The 19,187-nt window shown below is 69.8% G+C and carries 18 protein-coding genes, 1 pseudogene and 1 CRISPR repeat array; of the genes and pseudogenes, 16 read left to right on the plus strand and 3 right to left on the minus strand.

Translation table 11 applies throughout. From position 1 onward, the window contains the following. From KBI5_RS08810 to KBI5_RS08845, 8 genes and pseudogenes are all read left to right on the plus strand, one after another. A pseudogene (locus KBI5_RS08810) lies at nt 1-420 on the plus strand (hypothetical protein); the annotation flags it as partial. Continuing rightward, nucleotides 417-593 carry a hypothetical protein gene (locus tag KBI5_RS26255; protein ID WP_157902473.1) on the plus strand — a complete coding sequence of 59 codons (177 nt, stop codon included), beginning with the start codon at nt 417-419 and terminating at the stop codon, nt 591-593. The pseudogene KBI5_RS08810 and the gene KBI5_RS26255, both read left to right, overlap by 4 nt. A 145-nt stretch (nt 594-738) precedes the next feature. Continuing rightward, nucleotides 739-939 carry a hypothetical protein gene (locus KBI5_RS08815; RefSeq protein WP_085014957.1) on the plus strand — a complete coding sequence of 67 codons (201 nt, stop codon included), beginning with the start codon at nt 739-741 and terminating at the stop codon, nt 937-939. Then, nucleotides 936-1,898 (plus strand): ROK family protein, encoded by a 963-nt coding sequence (locus KBI5_RS08820; protein WP_085014962.1) that lies wholly within the window; start codon nt 936-938, stop codon nt 1,896-1,898. The genes KBI5_RS08815 and KBI5_RS08820 overlap by 4 nt, the downstream gene beginning before the upstream one ends. Next, the gene (locus KBI5_RS08825; RefSeq protein ID WP_085014963.1) at nt 1,895-2,170 is read left to right on the plus strand and encodes a hypothetical protein; all 276 of its coding nucleotides are present in this window, start codon (nt 1,895-1,897) and stop codon (nt 2,168-2,170) included. Before KBI5_RS08820 ends, KBI5_RS08825 begins: the two co-directional genes overlap by 4 nt. Before the next feature lie 89 nt (nt 2,171-2,259). Further along, on the plus strand, nt 2,260-2,811 hold the full coding sequence (locus tag KBI5_RS27720) for a hypothetical protein (RefSeq protein ID WP_241882762.1): 552 nt from the start codon (nt 2,260-2,262) through the stop codon (nt 2,809-2,811). Between the two features lie 22 nt (nt 2,812-2,833). After that, a complete protein-coding gene (locus tag KBI5_RS08840) occupies nt 2,834-3,325 on the plus strand; it encodes a hypothetical protein (protein WP_085014964.1) in 492 nt (163 codons plus the stop codon). A gap of 430 nt (nt 3,326-3,755) precedes the next feature. Beyond that, nucleotides 3,756-5,291 carry an IS1634 family transposase gene (locus KBI5_RS08845; RefSeq protein ID WP_157902474.1) on the plus strand — a complete coding sequence of 512 codons (1,536 nt, stop codon included), beginning with the start codon at nt 3,756-3,758 and terminating at the stop codon, nt 5,289-5,291. A 155-nt stretch (nt 5,292-5,446) separates the two neighbouring features. On the opposite strand, the gene KBI5_RS08850 is transcribed toward KBI5_RS08845, so the two are convergent. Further along, nucleotides 5,447-6,592 carry a hypothetical protein gene (locus KBI5_RS08850; protein WP_133056988.1) on the minus strand — a complete coding sequence of 382 codons (1,146 nt, stop codon included), beginning with the start codon at nt 6,590-6,592 and terminating at the stop codon, nt 5,447-5,449. Nucleotides 6,593-7,176: 584 nt separating this feature from the next. Beyond that, nucleotides 7,177-8,418, minus strand: coding sequence for an IS256 family transposase (locus tag KBI5_RS08855; protein WP_085014967.1), 1,242 nt, complete (start codon nt 8,416-8,418; stop codon nt 7,177-7,179). A gap of 314 nt (nt 8,419-8,732) precedes the next feature. Then, nucleotides 8,733-9,066: direct repeats of the CRISPR family, unit length 29 nt; unit sequence GTCCGCCCCGCACGCGCGGGGATCATCCC. A 4-nt stretch (nt 9,067-9,070) separates the two neighbouring features. Here KBI5_RS08855 and KBI5_RS08860 point away from each other — a divergent pair. The 5 genes from KBI5_RS08860 to KBI5_RS08885 all read left to right on the plus strand — a co-directional run bounded on the left by KBI5_RS08860 (nt 9,071) and on the right by KBI5_RS08885 (nt 15,526). Then, on the plus strand, nt 9,071-10,330 hold the full coding sequence (locus tag KBI5_RS08860) for a hypothetical protein (RefSeq protein ID WP_085014968.1): 1,260 nt from the start codon (nt 9,071-9,073) through the stop codon (nt 10,328-10,330). Nucleotides 10,331-10,828: 498 nt separating this feature from the next. After that, nucleotides 10,829-11,692 (plus strand): sigma-70 family RNA polymerase sigma factor, encoded by an 864-nt coding sequence (locus KBI5_RS08870; protein WP_241882764.1) that lies wholly within the window; start codon nt 10,829-10,831, stop codon nt 11,690-11,692. Further along, a complete protein-coding gene (locus KBI5_RS08875) occupies nt 11,689-13,881 on the plus strand; it encodes a type IV secretory system conjugative DNA transfer family protein (RefSeq protein ID WP_085014970.1) in 2,193 nt (730 codons plus the stop codon). The genes KBI5_RS08870 and KBI5_RS08875 overlap by 4 nt, the downstream gene beginning before the upstream one ends. Continuing rightward, nucleotides 13,878-15,209 carry a hypothetical protein gene (locus tag KBI5_RS25160; RefSeq protein WP_116289877.1) on the plus strand — a complete coding sequence of 444 codons (1,332 nt, stop codon included), beginning with the start codon at nt 13,878-13,880 and terminating at the stop codon, nt 15,207-15,209. Before KBI5_RS08875 ends, KBI5_RS25160 begins: the two co-directional genes overlap by 4 nt. Continuing rightward, nucleotides 15,206-15,526, plus strand: coding sequence for a hypothetical protein (locus tag KBI5_RS08885; protein ID WP_085014972.1), 321 nt, complete (start codon nt 15,206-15,208; stop codon nt 15,524-15,526). Before KBI5_RS25160 ends, KBI5_RS08885 begins: the two co-directional genes overlap by 4 nt. 29 nt (nt 15,527-15,555) lie before the next feature. Here the strand turns inward: KBI5_RS08885 and KBI5_RS08890 are convergent, their stop codons facing one another. Next, nucleotides 15,556-15,903: a hypothetical protein gene (locus KBI5_RS08890; protein ID WP_085014973.1), complete on the minus strand. Its 348-nt coding sequence runs from the start codon at nt 15,901-15,903 to the stop codon at nt 15,556-15,558. 171 nt (nt 15,904-16,074) lie between these two features. Between KBI5_RS08890 and KBI5_RS08895 the strand changes: the two genes are divergently transcribed. From KBI5_RS08895 to KBI5_RS08905, 3 genes are all read left to right on the plus strand, one after another. Beyond that, the gene (locus KBI5_RS08895; protein ID WP_085014974.1) at nt 16,075-17,442 is read left to right on the plus strand and encodes a hypothetical protein; all 1,368 of its coding nucleotides are present in this window, start codon (nt 16,075-16,077) and stop codon (nt 17,440-17,442) included. A gap of 503 nt (nt 17,443-17,945) precedes the next feature. Continuing rightward, on the plus strand, nt 17,946-18,437 hold the full coding sequence (locus tag KBI5_RS08900) for a hypothetical protein (protein ID WP_133056989.1): 492 nt from the start codon (nt 17,946-17,948) through the stop codon (nt 18,435-18,437). A 90-nt stretch (nt 18,438-18,527) separates the two neighbouring features. After that, nucleotides 18,528-19,079 (plus strand): hypothetical protein, encoded by a 552-nt coding sequence (locus KBI5_RS08905; RefSeq protein WP_085014976.1) that lies wholly within the window; start codon nt 18,528-18,530, stop codon nt 19,077-19,079. Nucleotides 19,080-19,187: the final 108 nt, after the last annotated feature.

Raw genomic sequence — 19,187 nt, forward strand, 5'->3', positions numbered from 1 at the left:
GTCGCCGCGGGCATCGTGAGCTCAGTCGACGATGCGTTCGGCCGGGACTGGCTCGGGGGCCCGTTTCACGCCCCGCTGTGGCGGCCCGAGGTCACCGAGGCCCTGACCGTGGTCCGTGGCGCCGGGGGCGTCGGGGTGCTCGCGCACCCGTGCGCGCCGGACGGCGCCCCGCTGTCCGTGGAGTTCGTGGCGGACCTGGCCGCGCGGGGGCTCGTCGGCATCGAGGTCGACCATCCCGACCACGACGAGGACGCCCGGCGGCGGCTCCGCTACCTCGCCGACGAGCTGACCTTGCTGCCGATCGGGTCGAGCGGCTTCCACGGGCCCGATACCTCGCGGATCGGGTCCGACACAACGACACCGCAGGTGTACACGCGGCTCCTCGCCCACGCCAGCGGCAGCACACCGATCCGCGGATGAACGCCCGGTGGAGATGGCGGGTTGTCGACCTGGACGACGGCGAGCGGTGGGAGGTGATGGACCCGGCCGTGCGCGCGGACGTGGAGGAAGCGGGTCGGGCGGGCTGGGGGCTGGTCTGCGTCGCGGCTGGCCTGGGCGCCGCCCTCCTCCTGCCCATGATCGTCTTGCGGTAGTGGGACGGCCGCTCCGCCTGTTGCCCCTGCGGGCAGAGCGGCCTCACGCCAGAGAAAGGGGGGAGTGATGGCGGACACCGACACGCAGGGTCGGGGGCGGCTCGCGGGCCGGCCACCTCTACCGGGACCGAGAGGAGGAACCGGGATGACGCCCACCGGGGCGGGGCTTGTGGTCGCGGTGTGTGTGGCGATGGGGCTGGTCTATGCGTGGTACGCGGACCTGATCCGCCAGGCCCGACGGGAGGGCTACCACCGCGAGATCCGGATCGCACTGATCGCGGGCGCGAAGAATACGGTGATCCTCTGGACGCTCGTCGCCTGTGTCTGGGTGCTGGTGCTGCGATGAGGGTGTACGCGGTCGATATCGGCGCCTCGGCGATCAAACAGGCGATCGTGGACACCGGCCCGCCCAGCCGGATCGTCACCGCGCTGCCCACGCTGCGGCTTCCCCCGTCCCCGACCTTTCACGCGGTGCAGGAACGGATCCTCACGGCGCTGACCGGCGCGGCCGACGTCGAGCAGGTCGCGATCGCCACCCCCGGCGCGATCGACGCCGACGGGACAGTCGTGCGGGCCGGGGCCATCCAGGGATACACCGGCATCCACTGGCCCACCCTGCTCGCCGGCTTCTTCCCCGACCTACGCGGGCGGGTCCACGTCGTCAACGACGGCGCCGCCGCGACCTGGGCGGAGTACCAACGGCGCGGGCACACCGGGACCCATGTCCACTTCGCGCTCGGCTCCGGGATCGGCGGCGGCATCGCCCTCGGCGGACAGCTCGCCCTGGGCACACCTCCCGGCCCGGCCGGCCTCGGCCACATTCTCGTCGACCCCGCCAGCACGGTGCGCTGCTCGTGCACCCGTACCGGCTGCGTGGAAACCCTCGCCGGAGCGCGGGCCGTGCGCCGCGGCTACCAGCCGTCGCCGCCCGCCGCGCCCCGGCGTACCTCTCCGACCGCGCGGACAAGGGTCCCGACCGTGGCCGAACTCGTCCACAAAACCCAACACGGCGACCTTGCGGCCCGGCGCACGTTCGATGCCGCCGGCTACTGGCTCGGCACCGCCGCCGCTACCGTCCTGAACATCCTCGCCCCCGACGTGATCACCATCGGAGGGGGGCTCGCGCAAGCCGCCGCCAGCGCGACCGGCCCGGACAGCGGTTACCTCGACGCCGCCCAGCAGGCGCTACGGCAGCGCGCGGTGCCCCGCCTGGCCGACCGGGCCGTTCTCACCCCCGCCGCCTACGGACCGGACGGACCACTGATCGGCGCCGCCCTCCTCGCCACCTCGGACCGTGACCTGTGATCAACGAACAGCAGGCACGGGACATCGCCGTGAAAATGCTCGACAGGCCCGCCGACGACCCGCAGCAGCCCTGGAGCCTCCAGGAGTTCCCCCAAGGCTGGTTGATCAACGAGACGGCTCACCTGCGTGAAGAGCACGCGGGCGTCGTCGGGCGGGTCATCGAACGGGATACCGGCCGCGTCATGTGCTTTCCGTCGCGGGTCCCGCCCTCCCGGATCCTGACCGACTACAACGCCATCGTGGCCAAGGGGTCTCCGCGCACACCGCTGTGACGGAGCGGTGTGTCGCAGACCGACACGGTCGACGCCGCCACGAACCTCACCGACCACCGAGACACAGCGATCACAAGGGAAGGCGACAGGTGATCGACCAGACACGGGCCCGCGCCATCGCCACCGCCATACTCGGACGGCCCAGCGACGACGTGAAATGGCCCTGGAACCTCATCGCGTTCCCCGAGGGCTGGCTCATCGACGAGACCAGCCACCTGCCCGGCGACTACGCCGGCGCCCTGGGACAGGTCGTCGAAAAAGACACCGGACGCATAAGAATATTCCCGTCCTACGTCCCGACCTACCGGATCCTCACGAACTACCAGACTCTCGCCGGTGAAGGGTACACGGAGGGGACAGTGATAGACGCGGACAAAGCCCGGACGATCGCATTCGCCCTGCTAGGACGGCCGGAGAATGACCCTGAAAGGCCGTGGGGTCTCCGCGAGTTCCGCGAGGGCTGGATCATCGACGAAAACGGGTACCGCGGAGCCGATTTCGTCGGCTCCCTCGGGCGGGTGATCGAGAGGTCTTCCGGAAGAATTTTGAGTTTCCCGTCCCGCGTACCCACCGACCGGATCATAGGGGAGTACGACGCCGTCGTCGGAAAAGCGACGGTCGTCGCACCACCTCAACGCTGATCGACGCGGCGAAGGAGACCTCATGTCACACGCGGGCGGCTCCCGCGGCGGCGATGCGCACCGATGGATGATCATCCTGGTGGCTGGTACAGCGGTCACCCTGCTCGCGTTGCTACCGCCATGGTCACCGGCGTCGCCGTGGCGTGCACCGGCGCGGCTGGGCTCGTGCACGATCGTCTCCCTCTACGCGCCGGACGGGCACGACGCCTACGAGCAGGACCTCCGCCGCCGTATCAGACGCGCCTATCCAGCCACCACCGTGCGCACCGACGCCACCGACGATGACGCGGAAACCCTACGCCACCTGGCGTCGAGCGCCGCACCGTGCACCGCGGCGATCAGCCAGATGAGCACCCTCGCACAAGCCCGCGACGGCATCGGCATGTTTGCCCGCGTCCCGGTCAACGATCTGCGCATCCTGGTCCCCGTCCTGCGGGACGACACCGGCATCCCTGACTGGCTACTCATCAACAAGAAAGCAGATACCCACCTAATCGCCTACCTCGAAGAATAGGCGGGCACTATTGACCGACGAGGGTGGGGAGACGCCTGGAAGGATCCAAGGCGTGAGCCAGACCGAAGCCGACGCCGACAAGGAAACGACCGATCCGCCGCCTCACCTTGGGCGGCCGGTGACCCTGAAAGGGAGGACCACATGTTGACGGTGATCTCGCGGAATCTTGCCGGGGGAGGTCTGGCCCGCACTGGCGGAACGCATCGGCACTCACCGGCCGGATCTCCTGCTGCTCTAGTTTTCCGACCGCCGCCGCCGCCGATTCCTGCGCCGCTGGGATTCAGCGTAGCGGACATGTCCGTGACGCTGTGGGATGTTGAGCGTGTCCCCGGCATTGTTGCCGACGCGTGTATTACGTGACCCGCGCGATCGGGCGAGTTCCAGAGTCTCGATCAGGTGTTCATCGCGGTCTGATCCAATTGGGCTAAACATGGAACTTCCGCGGCGCATCGTCGCGGACCCGCACGGAAGGGGAATCGTCAGATGGCTCGGGTTCGGTTCGCGACGTACAACACGCTCAACTCGTTCGAGTCCGACAGTGCGGACGAGCAGGAGCGCTACGGACGAGTCGTCGAGGTCATCCGCGGTCTGGATGCGGACGTGGTCGCGGGCCGTCCTGGAGATCTTCGGGATCGAGCCGGATGCGCTCAACGACGACCGGTGCGGCCGGGCGTTGGAGGCGCTGGCCGAGCAGGCCGACGCCGCCGTCGGCGCGATCGCCACGCGGGCGATCGCGGTGTTCGGCCTCGACGTCTGCGAGATCCACTGGGACCTGACCAGCATGTCCGTGTTCGGGGCCTACGACCAGGCCGACCCCGCCTACGCGACCCCGAAACCCGGCCGGCCGAAGGACCACCGCTTCGACCTCAAGCAGGTCCAGGCAGGCTTCGCGACCTGCGCCGACGGCGCGGTCCCGCTGCTGACCCGCCTCTACGATGGCGGCGCCGCCGAGATCTCCCAGGTCGAGGGCGCCCTGCGCGCCCTGCGTGAGCTCGCCGGGCCGCGCCGGTTCCTGCTCGTCGGCGACAGCAGCGCGATCGACGCCGCCGGCGCGACCTTCGTCGCCCCGGCCCCGCGGACCATCGTCGGGCTGGCCGCGCTCGCGGCGCACGACCCGGCCACCGCCACGATCGTCGACTGGGCGCCCCAGCGCGAGAAGGACAGACTGTTCCACCAGCGCGACGTCCACCGGGTCGTCGAGGGGTCCACGACCCTGCGCGGCCCGAAGACCGGCGACCCGCCGTTCACGACGCGCACCGTGTTCTCCCACTCGCCGCGGCGCGCCGCGGCGTCCGCCGCACGCAGGCAGAAGCAGATCGACAAGGCGCGCGCCGCGCTCGTCGTGCTGCACCGCAACCTTGGCACCCACTACTACCGCGACGAGGCCGCCGTCCACGCCCGCGTCGAGAAGATCACCAGCGAGTGCCGGGTCGGGGCCTGGCTACGCACCCACGTCGACGCCAACCCCGACACCGGCAAACCGCTGCTGACCTGGTACTTCGACGAGGCGGCCCTGGACCTGTCAGCGAAGGCCGACGGCTGGTTCGCGCTCCTGACCAACCAGAGCCTCGCCGACAAGGACACCGCCGGGGTCTTCGTCGACTACAAGGGCCAGGAAGCCTCCGAACGGCGCCACAGCGCGTTCAAGGGCCCCCTCGCGGTCAACCCGTTCTACCTGGAGAACAACCAGCGGATCCACGGACTCCTGCACGTCGTCGGCCTGGCACTGCTGCTGTTCTCGCTGATCGAGCGCGAGGCCCACCGCGCCGCCGGCCCGACCGGCACGGTCGCCGGCCTCTACGCCCGCCGCCCGGYCAGGCCCACCGGCCGACTCATCCTCGAAGCCCTCGCGGACCTACGCCTCGTGCCCGCCCACGACGGCCAGCCCGCCTACATCCCCCGGCCCACCCCGCTCCAGCAACGCGTGCTCGATCTCCTCGGAGTCGACCTGACCAAACCCCCGTGATCAAGAAAACGTGCTGGTCAAAGACCTAAACCGAACGTACGGAGTACAGGTGATCAGCCATGGATCGGCAGCGTAGTCCCCCGACGGGACGCGGAACGGTGGCTCCAATCCCCACGACCTGCTCGGCCGCGCGCCGATCTGCAGGATCAAGCCGGTCAGGGCTCGTCCGCGCCCGCCGCGTTTTCAGGGATTTCGGGCAGCCAGGTGCCGGCGCGGGCTGCTTCGAGCTGTGTGCGAGTCAGGACGGTTCCGTGGGGAAGCTTGATCGCGGTGAGGTTTCTGAGGGGCTCCGGCGGGGACGTGGACAGGTCGGCGCCAGGGGCTGTGATGTCGTCGAGCAGCCTGTCAATCATGGTGGCGAGGCAGCGAGGACCGGTACCGCCGTAGCCCCAACTGATTCCGCAGTATGAGTCCTGGGGGGCCGGATATAGCGTTCCGTCGGCGGTTCGGACCCAGATGGGTGCGTCGAAGACGAGTTCTGCGAGCGGGCTCGTCGCGGGGAGCCGCTGGGGGCTCGCGAGAACGAACCGATCGCCGTCGCCGGTGCGGCGGCGTAGTACAGGTGCGTCGGTCTCCGGGTCGATGAAGGCATCGCCGTCCCTCGCATCAAAGATCTCGAATGCGGCGGTTCGGGCGCAGTGCTGGAGGCGGCGTGCCCATTCGGCGACGTGCGGCCGGGACGGATCGGCCTGCTCAAGCTGCCCGAAAGGCAGGTCTCTGCCCGAGTCCCATTTCCTCAGTTCGCGCACGCAGTGCTGTGCGAGGGTGTCTTCGCGGCTGAGCACGTCGAGCCATCCCGCCCGCCGTTGGTGAACATCGAGATCKTCACGCTCGGCTGCCGGGACGAGCATGGGTCGCGCGGCAACGACGACGGTGTCCGCCTTGGTGCCGTCGGCGAGGGTCTCGAGGTCGCCGAGCGCCGCGGAGACAGCGCGGTGAGCGCAGGTACGGGCAAGGTTCATCAGCGTTCGCGCCGCCGGATGGTCATCCTCGTAGCTGGCCGCCAGCTTGAGGAGCGCGGCGATGTCGAGGTCGGCACTCGCCGGGCTGATCACAGTACCCTGATCGGTAGCCCAGTTTAGCATCAGCTGTGGAATCCGTAGCGTGATCGGCCAGTACGGAAGCGGCCGTCCCACGGCCTGGGCCAAGGTCCGCCACCCGATCTCACCATCGCCGCCGAGGTCCGTGACAGCAGGTCCGGTGATACCGAAGTCCCATTCCATCGCGGCGATCCCCGCGGCGTCAGGAAGTTCTGCGCCGATACCTTCAAGCTGATAGGTACGGCCTGACAGCGGCCACACGACGTACAATCTACCGRCAGTCGTCTCCCATCCCTGCGCAATCGCATCGCCTGCTGATAACTGTCGCGCGCCGAGGTAGGCCGCCGGGTTCTGCGCGGGTGGCCAGAACCGGATGGGCACGCGAGAGGACAAGCCGACAGCAAGATCCGCCGCCCACGAATAGACGCTTTCCTTTGTCCAATACGAGGTGCCGTCTTTCGCGGTGTGTGGTGCGGCAAAGAGTCCGGTTCGGGCTCGCAACCACAGCCACCATCGCGAGACGTTGAGTAGTTGCGCGCAGCTCTTCAGGTCCAGCAGTTCATCTTCGGATGACGGTGTCATGGCATCCCCGTGATAGCTCACTCAAGACCGTTCCAGCTCATAACGGTAACGCGGTCGATAGGCCCGAAACAGGTGGATCCGCATATTCATCCCGTCGGGAGGTGGGCAGGCAGGAGGCGCGGCCCATCCCAGGGCGCGGTCGACAGTGTGCCGCCCGCAGCTCGGCGCTGCCATCGGACGCCGCTGCCGGCCGGCGGACTGGTCGCCGGTCACGTCCAGCGGGGTGGTGTACGGAGAGTGACTCCGCGTGATCTGGGTTGAGGTTATGCGGTGAGAGCTTCGGGTGCCACGATCATCTCGGGTGTGTCGTGGGGTTCTTGTGTGGGGTCGCATTTGCCGAGGATTTCGAGGCCGATGTAGCGGTGGGTTTCGATCCACTCGTCGTGTTGTTCGGCGAGGACGGCGCCGACGAGGCGGATGATGGCGCCGCGGTCGGGGAAGATGCCGACGACGTCGGTGCGGCGGCGGATCTCCTTGTTGAGGCGTTCCTGCGGGTTGGAGGACCAGATCTGCTTCCAGATCTCCCGCGGGTAGGTGGTGAAGGCGAGCAGGTCGGCTTTCGCGTCGGAGAGATGCGTGGCGGYCCTGGGGAGTTTCTCGGCGAGGGCGTCGACGACCCGGTCGAACTGGACGGTAACCTCGTTCGCGTCCGCCTGATCGAAGATCGTCCGGACCAGTGTGGCGACCCAAGGCTGCGACGTCTTTGGTGTGAACGTGAGCAGGTCTCGCAGATAATGCGTCCGACATCTCTGCCACGACACGCCGGGCAGTGTCGCGGCGACCGCGTTGACCAGGCCGCGGTGGGCATCGGAGGTCACCAGGCGCACGCCGGACAGGCCGCGGGCGACCAGGCYGCGGAAGAACGCCAGCCAGCCCGCGCCATCCTCGCTGCTCACGACCTCGAGGCCGAGGATCTCCCGGTGCCCGTCGCCGTTGGCGCCGACGGCGAGCAGGCAGTGGACGTTGACCACACGGCCGTCCTCGCGGACCTTCATCGTCAACGCGTCGGCCTGCACAAACCGGTACGGCCCTGCGTCCAAAGGTCTCGAGCGGAATGCCTCGACCTGGCCGTCGAGATGCTTCGCGAGCTCCGAGACCAGCGATTTCGAGATGTGCGCGACGCCAAGCTGCTCGACGAGCTTGTCCACTCTTCTCGTGGATACTCCGAGGAGATAGGAGGTGGCGACCACCGAAATCAGCGCCTGCTCGGCGCGACGGCGCCGGGTCAGGAGCCAGTCCGGAAAATACGATCCCTGGCGTAGTTTCGGGATCGCCAGCTCGATCGTCCCGGCCCGGGTGTCCCACTCGCGCATACGATAACCGTTGCGGCGGTTCGCTCTTTCCGGAGATACCTCCCCGTATTCGGCGTTACAGATCCCGTCGACCTCGGCGCCCATCAACGTCTCCGCGAACGCCTTCACCATCGAGCCCAGCAGGTCCGGACTCGCTGCCATCAGCTCCTTGCCGAACGACTCCGCGTCGGTCACAGTCGGACGCACGGCCATCGCGTTGCTCCTTCTCGAGTGCTTAGCGGTTTCTCGAAGGATCACGCGGTGGTCGCTCTACGTCACGGACCGCCGCTCCGGCGAGTCGCTAGATCGTTGCTCTTCGTACACCACGTCCGTGGACTCCACTTCGTCCAGCGTTCATGGAGTGTCCGACGGTTCTTCGTGAACGCTGAGGAAGCTTGATCATAGTGGTGCCCTGAGAGGATTCGGTGAAGCATCGGAAGATCGCAACTGCAGGTGTCCCGCTCCAGCGGCTCAGAGGACCGATGCTGTATGCGTACATCGTCGGGTAAAGTGCCAGGTCAGCAAGTGTCCGCCCCGCACGCGCGGGGATCATCCCCCGGTGATGAGCGACCCGACCACGGGGATGCTGTCCGCCCCGCACGCGCGGGGATCATCCCACGACCGTGTCGGCGCTCACCGCGCAGCGGATGTCCGCCCCGCACGCGCGGGGATCATCCGGACGAGTCACGAGCACTAGGCGGCCCTGGGGTGTCCGCCCCGCACGCGCGGGGATCATCCCCCCACCATCCCGAACCCGGCCAGGGTGTGGGGGTCCGCCCCGCACGCGCGGGGATCATCCCGACCTGCGTCCACCCGGACGGCGTGCCCGGTGGTCCGCCCCGCACGCGCGGGGATCATCTCCTCGGTGTTTCTGCGACGTGCGCTGAGCTGGCTCGGCGCGGCCGGGGTACCGGTGGTGCTGCTGTCCGCGACGTTGCCGGCCGCCGCGGCACCGTGCGGCGGCAGCACCGCGATGCGCTGGCACCCCGACCACGGCCGGTCGGTGATCCTCTACCGCGACGCAGACGCCCCCTCGGTGCACATGGCGTTCTGGGGACCAGCCTTGCTGTTTCGTTCCGGCGGCTACTGGTGGGACGGTTCCAGTTGGTACCGGCCCTGTCAGGTGTGGGACCCCGCGAGCGAGGTCTACGTGCGCCGGGTCGTGCCGGCAGCGACGATCGTCAGCGCCGCGGACCTCCTCGACGCCGACACGGATCCAGACGCTGGGGTGATGCTGGCGATCGAGGACGTTGTCCTCGACGCAGGCCGAAGCACCACCTGGCTGAACGATCTCGCCGGCTGGGCGGCGCGCCGCTCGCCTGACACCCGGTCGCTGTCGGACTGTGTGGTGCGGGTCGCCGCACCGGAACTCACCGGCGACCAGCTTGTCAGCCAGGCCGAACTCGCCGACATCGCCGGCATCGCGTCCTCCACCCTGCGCGCCTACATCGCCCGCGATGAAGGAGAGGTCCCTCTGMCACAAGCCAACGTCGGAGGACGCAGCGTGTGGTCGCGGCCGGTCGCCCAAGACTGGGCCGAACGCCGACGCCGCTCGTCCGAAGGCATCGAGGAAACGATGAAGACGACCCGCAACGGTGCGTCACAGCCGCCGGGAGTCATCGAGGTCTGGAACCGATATGCGAAGAGCTTCATGTCGGCGTTGTGGGACAACCCCAACCGGCGCCGGCGCTGGGCCCTGCGCTGGCGCACCGAGCCGGCCGTTCGTGACCTCGCCGAAGATCTCAGCTGGTACGTCGCAGCCGACCTGACCGGCGACAACCTCATCCCCTTCAGCGACCTCGCAGCCACGATCACCCACGCCATCCTCGACGAGTTCGTCTCCGGGAAGGAACTCGACGCGAACCTCACTCATATCTCCCGAGGCGAAGCCTGCTCCTACGGGATCAGTATTCCGATCGCGCGCATGCTCGACTGGCTCATCCGCCACCGCCCCACCCTCGCCGCCTCCACCATCGCCTCGGTGATCGGCGAAGCCGAACGACGGGGCATCCCCCGCCCTGTCAGCGAGGAATCGATCCGCTCGGCCGTGAACCTCGATGGAGCGCTCGACCACGACGATTACAAGACCTACTTCGAACGCACCCTGACCCCTGCGGACAGCTGATCAGACGGCCGAGACTTCCCCTGATCGAAGGGAAACCTCGGCGGGTGCGACGAGCACAGCCCGCCCTCTGGTCCGCGCCGCGCCCGCGCGGCGGGCCACGGGCGGGTGGCTGTGGTCTTCCGCGGCCCCAGCCGTCCGACCGCCGGCGGTCAGCTGGTCAGCTCTTCTGACCGGTGGCCGTCAAGATCTGATTCGCTGGGGCGGACACCGGCAGCCGGTGCCGCCACCACAGCCGGATCCCGCTTAGCAGCCCGCTGCGCGGCCGCGATGGCGAGCGCACATTCCGCGGCCACGCCGGGATCTGTCCGTCGCCGGTCAGTTCGTGGCCGTCCGTGGGCACGTACGGTCCAGACCCTCTCGATACGTGGACGTCCGAGACCGCGGTGATCCGCGTTGCCGAGGCCGTGTCAGCGAGTCTTGATGTGCGCGTGATGGTCCGAGTGCGTGGGGACGTTTCGCAGGAACCTTGTGGGGAACTCAGGGCGAAGCCTCGCGGCCATGGAGAACGAGATCTTCGCGGGCTCGGCGCCCGCTTTGTGTCTGCCGCGGGCGGCGTCGCCGGCGCTTCACCGGTGGCTGCGGGATTGGGCGGCCTGGTCGCGGAGCCGGCAGGCGTTGGCGGCCGTGCACCGCTGGCGGGCTGCGTCGTCGTTGATGGCGCCGCTGGCGGACATCGATGAGGTCGTGGACGGCTGCGGCAGCGACACGTCGGTTCAGGCGCCGCTGGCAGACCAGCGGCTGCTGTTCCTCATCACCGAGGCCGTCGGCGGAGACGCCGACGCGGCGCATGTCGTGCTGGCGAGGATGATGCCGGCCCTGGTGTCCAAGGCCTCCGCGCACGCCCGGCGCGGCCACCGGCAGTTCGACGCCCTCTACACCGAGCTGATCTCGTCGGCGTGGATCGTCATCACCACCTATCCGGTCGAACGCCGCCCGGGCAAAGTCTGGATCAACATCCTGCTGGACACCGAGCAGGCGGTGTTCGGCCGGCCCCGCCTGGCGGACCGCATCACCGTGCCGATGACGTCCCCGCTGCTCGCGGACCGCGCCCTGCCGGTCTTCGCCGACCACCGCGACCCGCTCGAGGAGCTGCTGGAGCTGCTCGCGGCCGCCCGCCGCGCCGGCCTGTCCCCGTCCTACCTGCAGCTCCTGATCGATCTCGGCGTGCACGGGCTGAGCACCCAGGACATCGGCGACCGCGACGGCGTGACGGACCGGGCAGTTCGGATGCGCCGCGGCAGAGCGATCCGCGACCTGACCACCCTGCTCGACATCCCCTCCCCCAACCCGCCACCCCCGACCCGACGGCTCCCAGCCACGCGATCCTCCGGCCGGCAGCCCACCCTGGCGGGCGCGGCATGACCGGCCAGCGCGGCAACAGCCCCGCCGCGGGCCTCGGGATCGACGGGGAGATCGCGCTGGTCGCCGGGATCATCCTGCTCTGCCTTCTGAGCGGCGGTGTCTGGGCCGGTGCGCAGCTCGCCGCCCTTCTGCTCGGCGCTCACCACACCCTGCACATCAGTTTCGCCGACCTGATGTCGGCGCTGCCGCGCCTCGCGGCCGACCCATCCCGACCCGCCCGCGCCTGGCCGCCCCCTGCCACCCGCCAGCTGCCCGGGCCGGTCGGATACTGGACGCTGACCGCGCTGCCGCTCGCCGCGGTGTGCCTGTTCTGCGGATGGGCCGCGACCATGCTCGTCACCGGCGTCGGCGTCACCCGCCGGCGCCGGCTCGGCATCGACCCAGAAGCCCGCTTCGCCCGCCCCACCGACCTGCTGCCCCTGTGGGTGTCCGGGCCGACCCGCGGCAGGATGGTCCTCGGCCGCCTCGGCCCCGGCCAACGCGCCCGCCTGATCGCCACCGAAGACTCCTCCCGCCCCCTCGACCGCGCCGTGCCCCGCTGGCGCACCCGCCGAGCCGGGCGGCGCCGCGGCCAGCGCGGCACCACGATCGTCATCGGCCCCTCCCAGTGCGGCAAGACCGCGGCGCTCGCGATCCCCGCGATCCTGGAATGGGACGGCCCGCTCATCGCCCTGTCCGTCAAGAACGACCTGCTCGGCGCCACGATCGAACGCCGCCGCCGCGTCGGCCACGTCGCCGTGTTCGACCCGACCCGCGCCACCGGACAGCCCACCGACGCCTGGTCCCCCCTCGACGGCGCCCGCACGCTGGCCGGCGCGCGGCGCGCCGCCCGCTCCCTGGTCAACGCCACCGCCTGGACGTCCGGCAGCTCCAGCGACATGGGTTTCTGGACCGCCGCCGCCGAAGATCTCCTAGCCGGCCTGTTCTGGGGCGCGGCCACCGTCGGCCTGGGCATGGACACCGTCGTCCGCTGGATCGTCGGCATGGAACGCGACGCCGTCCGCGCCGTCCTCACCCCGCTGGCCAACCATCTCGACCCCGCCGTCGCCGCCGACGGCACCCAGGTCCTCTCCGCGTTCACCGGCCTGTGGGCCGCCGACCGCAAACAGGTCTCCTCCACCTACCTCGTCGCCCGCCAGATGATCCAACCCTGGCAGGAACCCGACGTCGCCGCCTCCGCCGTCGCCTCCCACCTCACCCTCGACTGGCTCCTCGACCCCGGCGACGACAACCAGCAGACCAACACCCTCTACCTCGCCGCCGACCTCGACGACGCCGAACGCCTCGCCCCCGTCCTCGGCGGCCTCGTCGACGACCTCATGCGCCAGGCCTACGCCCACGTCGGCCGCACCAACATCCCCCTCGACCCACCCCTGCTCATCGTCCTCGACGAAGCCGGGAACTGGCCGATGCAGAACCTGCCCGGACGCATCTCCACCTGCGCCGGCATCGGCATCCAACTCCTGCTCGTCTACCAGTCCAAAGCCCAGATCGACGCCGCCTACGGCCCCAAAGCCGACATCATCATCTCCAACGCCATCACCAAGATCTTCTTCGCCGGGCAGTCCGACCGCTCCACCCTCGACTACGCCAGCGGCCTACTCGGCCAGGAACACATCACGGCGACCAGCACCTCCACCGACACCCCCAGCCTCACCGCCACCGGCGGCAACGGCGGGCGACGCAGCGTCTCCCAAGCCCCCACCCGCCTCGAACTCCTCCCCGCCGCCCTCCTCCGCCAGGTCGCCCCCGGCCAGGCCCTACTCATCCACAACACCCTGCCCCCCGCCCACCTGCACGGCCGCTACTGGTACCTCGACCCCGACCTGCACACCCTCGCCACCGCCAAGCCCCGCCAGACCCGCCGCGCCCTCGCCCGCCAAGCCGCCCGCCGCCGCATCACCCCCACCATTACCCCGCCCTCCGCACCGGCGCTGTCCCTCGCCCCCGCCACACCACCCACCGCGCCGGCCGAGACCGGTCCGACGGCCACCACCACCGCGGACCGGCTGATCGAACAACTCCTCGCCCAACGGGCAGCCCCCCGCCCACCTCTCTCGTCGGCGCCCACCCTGCCGCTCGGTGGCGGCGACGGCGCGGCGCCATCACCTACGTCTGAGGACAGCGACGGCGCGGCTCGTCCACGGATCTCCGACGACGGTGACGCCACGCCGCCGACGGCGCCGTGACCGGCCCCTCGCCGTCCGAGACCCCACCGCTGCGCGCCTTCCGGCTGCTCCGCGGCCAGCTCCTCCTCGACCTGCCCTTCCACCCCTACGCAGGCGCCGAAATCCGCGTCGCCACCCTCTGGCCCGACCCCCGTGCTCCCCGCGGCTGGGCAAGCGCCTACTGGGAACCCGCCGCCTACGGCGCCCGCGGCTTCCTCGCCGGCGCCGTCGACCTCGGCGACGTCATCGGCTTCACCGCCGAGATCCACCCCCCGCGCGCACTCCCCACCACCAGCCCCACACCCCGCACCGACCAGCCCGCCGTCACCCGCTACCTCAGCTGGTACGGCTACCTCCACGAGATCAGCGACACCGCCCTCCTCCTGCGCGGCCCCTACCCCCACCCCCTCGCCGCCTACACCGCCGCCCAGCACGCCCTGATCGCCACCCTCGACCAGCAGCACCCCGGTCAGGAGGCCGCCCTCCCCGCCTCGCCACCCGTCACCACCAGCCTCACCCACACCGCCGAACACACCATCGTCGGCGACCTCCATCACGGCTGGATCCGCGTCCCCACCGGCAGATTCACCCACGCCCTCATGCACCCCCCCGACCAGCTCCGCTACCACCTCACCGCCCGCGCACCCGGACTCCTCACCGGCCACGAACCCCCCATCACGCTCGCCGCCCTCGCTGCCCACCACATCCCCGACTACCTCAGCAACCCCACACCACCACCCGCCCGGCTACCCCACACCGACCCACTCACACCGCCGACCCCCACGGACACGCCACCTCCACCGCCTCCACCCACAGTCCCCGCCTCCCCTCCCAGTGCCCCGGCTGACAACACCTCCCAGTCCTCGACCCCGCCCGACGCAACCAGCCCACCCAGGGAAGCCGACCACCCGATCACCCCGGCCGACACCACGCCCCAGCCCGCGACTCCACCCCCGCCAGCACCCACCCCACCCGCACCCGATGACCCATCCACCACCACCCCCCAACCCACAGCCCCGGCGCCGGCGCCGGCCTCACCCGACACGCCCGACACGCCCGACACGCCGACCATGGACTCCACTCCCCCGGCTGGCAGCGCGCCCCCGCTCACGGCTTCGACGCCCGAGCCCGCAGGACCTTCCGACGCCTCCGCGCCTGCCACCGCGCCCATGGACCCCGCCCCCTTCGTCGACACGGTGGGCCCCAAGCCGCACACCCCTGATTGGTCAGCCACACCCGACCCGGCGCCCACGGGACCCGGCCCCGGTCCCCACGACCCGGCCAGAGGCACGCCCCAGCCAGTACCCGACCCACTCCCCGACCCAACGCCTGGAATCGATTTGCCATGAGCCAGCCTTCCCACCCGATCATCCTGGATCTGGCGAGCCGCCCTGCCACCGATCCGATGCTCGTCCTCGCCGAACGTGCCCTCGCCCGCCAGCGGGCCGGCCTGCCCGCCGACACCCTCCTCGCCGAGCTCGCCACACACGGCGTCGTTGCCATCCTGGTCAACAAGCGCCTCGTCGAGATCCGCGAGCGCCTCGACGGCTGGACCCTCGCCGACGCCGCCGGCATGCCCGATCTCGCCACGCTGGCAGGCGCAGCCCGCGTCCGTGCCACCCGGCTCGCTGCGCTCCGCGCCCGTCAATCCGACACGACCTTCTGACTGGCCGCCTCGAATCCGAACTCGCTACCTCATCGCCTCGAAACACGCGGAGTGCGCAGTGCGGGCTCGGCATTGATCGATTCCAGGATTCGGTTGACCGCATTATCGGGCAGCGACATCTGGCCAAGCCAGTCGAGAAACGCCTTGTAACGGTCGCGATGGACCGGAAAGACTCGATCTTCATAGAGTGAAATGCCCACAGGGGCGCCACGGTCCGGGGCGACGCTGCTGAACCCACCCACTTCAGGGCGATCGCAGGCCGCGCGGATCGCCGCGATACTCACCGCGCCGAGCCCGCGCAGGCCGTAAAGTCCCTGATCCGGGGTAGCGGATTTCTCCTCCACGGTGGCGAACGGGTAACCAGTGCGCAGGTACATAGCCACTTTCATGTCCGGGATGTTCCGCAGCCGGTGAGGCCTGCACTTCATCTGCTACACGTCCCCGTGCAGGAAGGGCCGGCCTCCTATGGCATGCACGTTCCCCGCGACCCCGCCACCTCCCACCACCGTTCCCCTCTTGATGACCAACCGCCTCGGCGAGGTCACACCGTGACCGGCGCGGATCCGATTCCCCTCGGTTACGCGCGGGATTCCTCCCCGGTGAAGCTGACCGTTCCCGGCGGGTGGTGGCGCCTGCGCCGTACCGTGGCGCCGCAGGGACGCGAGCGGGTGACCGCGGACCTGTTCACGACGCTGCGTGCGCCTGCCGTGCAGGTCGAAGCGGATCTCGACGAGATCGACGGCCACCTGGGGTTCGCCCTCGACGCCCGGATGCGCGCCCGGCTGCGGACCGCCGAGCCCGATCTCTCGTTCGTCGCCTCCTACCCCACGCTCATGCCCGCACAGGTGGCGACCCGCGCCGACCTGCGGCCGTGGCGGGCCAGCCGTGTCGATCTGGCTGGCTTCACGGCCACGACCTACGGCCGGTTGCAGCACGCCGACCCGCCGCTGCGCAGCTGGATGGATCCCGGCTGCGAGATCCAGGTGGAGATCACGGCTGCGGAGGCGACCGCGGTCCGCGACAGCTCCCCCGACACCCTCGCTCTGAAGCTGTCCTACCGTGTCCGTCATGAGGGGCTCGTCGTGTTCTCCGGGCGATCCGCGACGGTGCCCAGCCGCACCGATCCCAGCTCCGACGCCGCGGTCCGCGCCGTCGTGGCCGATCTGATCACCCCGCGCCCGACGCCGCTGACCGACCGGCAACGCGCGGCTCTCGACGCCGGCTGGTACCTCCCCGACCTGGTGGCCGACAAGCCCATCCGCAGGGGCAGCCGGGTCGCGATCCAGGGGCCTCCGGGTCTTCCCGGCGCCACTGGCACCGTACGTACAGTCCTCCTGGAGCAGGGCAGCACACGCTACCTGTGGCGTCCCGATCTCGCGGACCTTCCCGGCCATCCCTGGCGATCCATACCGGATCTGGTCATCGCCACACCCGCCGTCCACGCCTCCCTCACGCTCGCGGCGAAGGACACCGCCATCGATCCACCCACCGCGCCGACGCATCTGGTCTACGGCGCGCTGATCGCGACCATCGACGATCCCGCCAGCCAGGGCGGCACCGTCCTGCGCGCCTTCCTGAACGCCAACGGAGTCACCTACGAGTTTCAGCCGGTCGAGGCGGGTGCCGCGCCCCGCGAGATCGCCGCCAGCGACGTCGTGCCGGTCACGGGAACCGCCTGGCCCGACCTGCACACCCTCATCGCCGCGCGGACCGCCGCACATCTCGACCTGCTCCCCGGCGAACACCTGCTGACCCTGCGGGAAGCTGCCACCGTCATCCACCATGCGACGGGACCGATCCTCAGCGCCGTCTCACCGGTCGACACACCAGATCCCACCCTCGACCCCGGCCTCCTCGCACCAACGATGCCCGCCCTCGACCCCCCTCCGCCCGACACGACACTCCCGCTTCCCTGAGCGCCACGGCACACGGCGGGGAGTCCACCCGGATACCCGGACTACTCCGCCACCGCTGTCGTGGAATCCACTGCGCACCCGCGACCGCGAGCTGACGGTCGCCGCCCAGAGGGGCAGACCACCCCGCGGACACACCACGGCGGACACCTCGCCCGCCGCTGTGATCCGGGTGAGCCGGCCGGGCGAGCTGCAGCGAAAGATGCCGCGGAACCTCACCGGCCGCAAGCCGCGGCCTTCGGCCGCCCCCTTCGGGGCAAGGGCTTGACGGCCGCCGAGAACCCGCAGCCACCAGGAAAGCAGCACGCCCGGCCATACGGCCACCCGGACGGCTACATGGCCGGGCGCTGCACCCCGCAGCTCGCATCACCTCATCCGACACATGGCACGTTGACCAGCACCGCAGCATCACCCGCCACAGCTCGAAGCGCCTCGGTCGGTTCACCGGCCGAGGTCTTTTTCGTTTCACACATCTTCCCCACTACCGCATCAAGGAGGAACCGCCCATGCAGATCTCCTGTGGGAGCTGCCGCCGAGCCTTGAACCGGGTCGACCATCCGGACGGCTACCAGTACTGGGTACACGCCTTCGGTCAGGAGGAGGACGGCACCCACGAGCCACGGCCGATTCTCGCTGAGCCGCACTATCGGTGCGACATCTGCAACGACGAGCCCGTCACCTCCCTATTTTTCGTCTCCGGAGCCGTCCGCATCACCGCGATCTCCAGCAGCGACGACCCCTGGGCATTGTGTTCGGTCTGCACCGACCTGATCGCGAACAACGACTGGAGGGCTCTTCTGGACCACGTCACCACCCGCTTCCGCAACCTCGGAGCCCATCTCTTCCCGCACAGCGTCGCGGATATCCAGCGCATTCACAAGCAGCTACGGAGACTGGCCGTCGGGCCGCCCGTACCTCTCACCACCGGCCCCGGATCACAGACACCCGGATTCGAGCAGGAACCACCGACCCCAGGATTTCCATCTGGGCCCGCCTAGCCGAACACCCACCACACCAGTCCAGCCTGCATCCATGACGTCACCGCAGCCTCGCCTTCACCCCTATTCCCTCTCCTCGAAGGATCGCTCGTGGACACATCCCCCGACACCGTCAACCTTGCCGAACTCGTCCCAGAGATCAGCAGCGCGATGAAGGTCACGCTCGACCTGATCGACCTGGCCGAGGAGGAGATCGACAGCGCCTGCGCTCGGCATCCCAAGCATCGGGACACCCTCTTCCACAGCTTCAGCCTGCTGCGCCCGACGTTGCCCCGCATGACTTCCGCGTTCGTCTACCGCGCCCACTGCCAGGAACTCCTCGGCCGTGTCGCCCGCGTTGAGGACACCCGGCCGGGAACCGCCGCCGAGGTCTGCTGCCTGTGCGCCGACATCAGCACGCAGGTTCCCCTGAACTCTCCCGCCGCCGGGCTGTACTTCCGGATGTGGGCACAAGCGTTCCCCCACACCCCCGCCGACGACGACCGGCGAGCCCACCATGAAGCGCTCTACGCCTCCAGGATCGACGACTACGAGGCGCTCGCCCGGGCCAAGCTCGCCGTCGACGACCGGCGCCTGGGCACCATCACCTGCACGGGACGACACAACACCGTGAAGGTTCCCTGCAGATACACCCAGTTCTGACCCGCCGCCGTCTACAGGTTCGGTTCCCATGAATGATCCCACGTAAGTATTCGGCGATGGCGTGGAGGGGCTGGTTCCGCCGTGTGGCGGTGTCGTGGCTGTGGCGGG

The sequence above is a fragment of the Frankia sp. KB5 genome (assembly GCF_002099325.1).
Taxonomy (GTDB): Bacteria; Actinomycetota; Actinomycetes; order Frankiales; family Frankiaceae; genus Frankia; species Frankia casuarinae.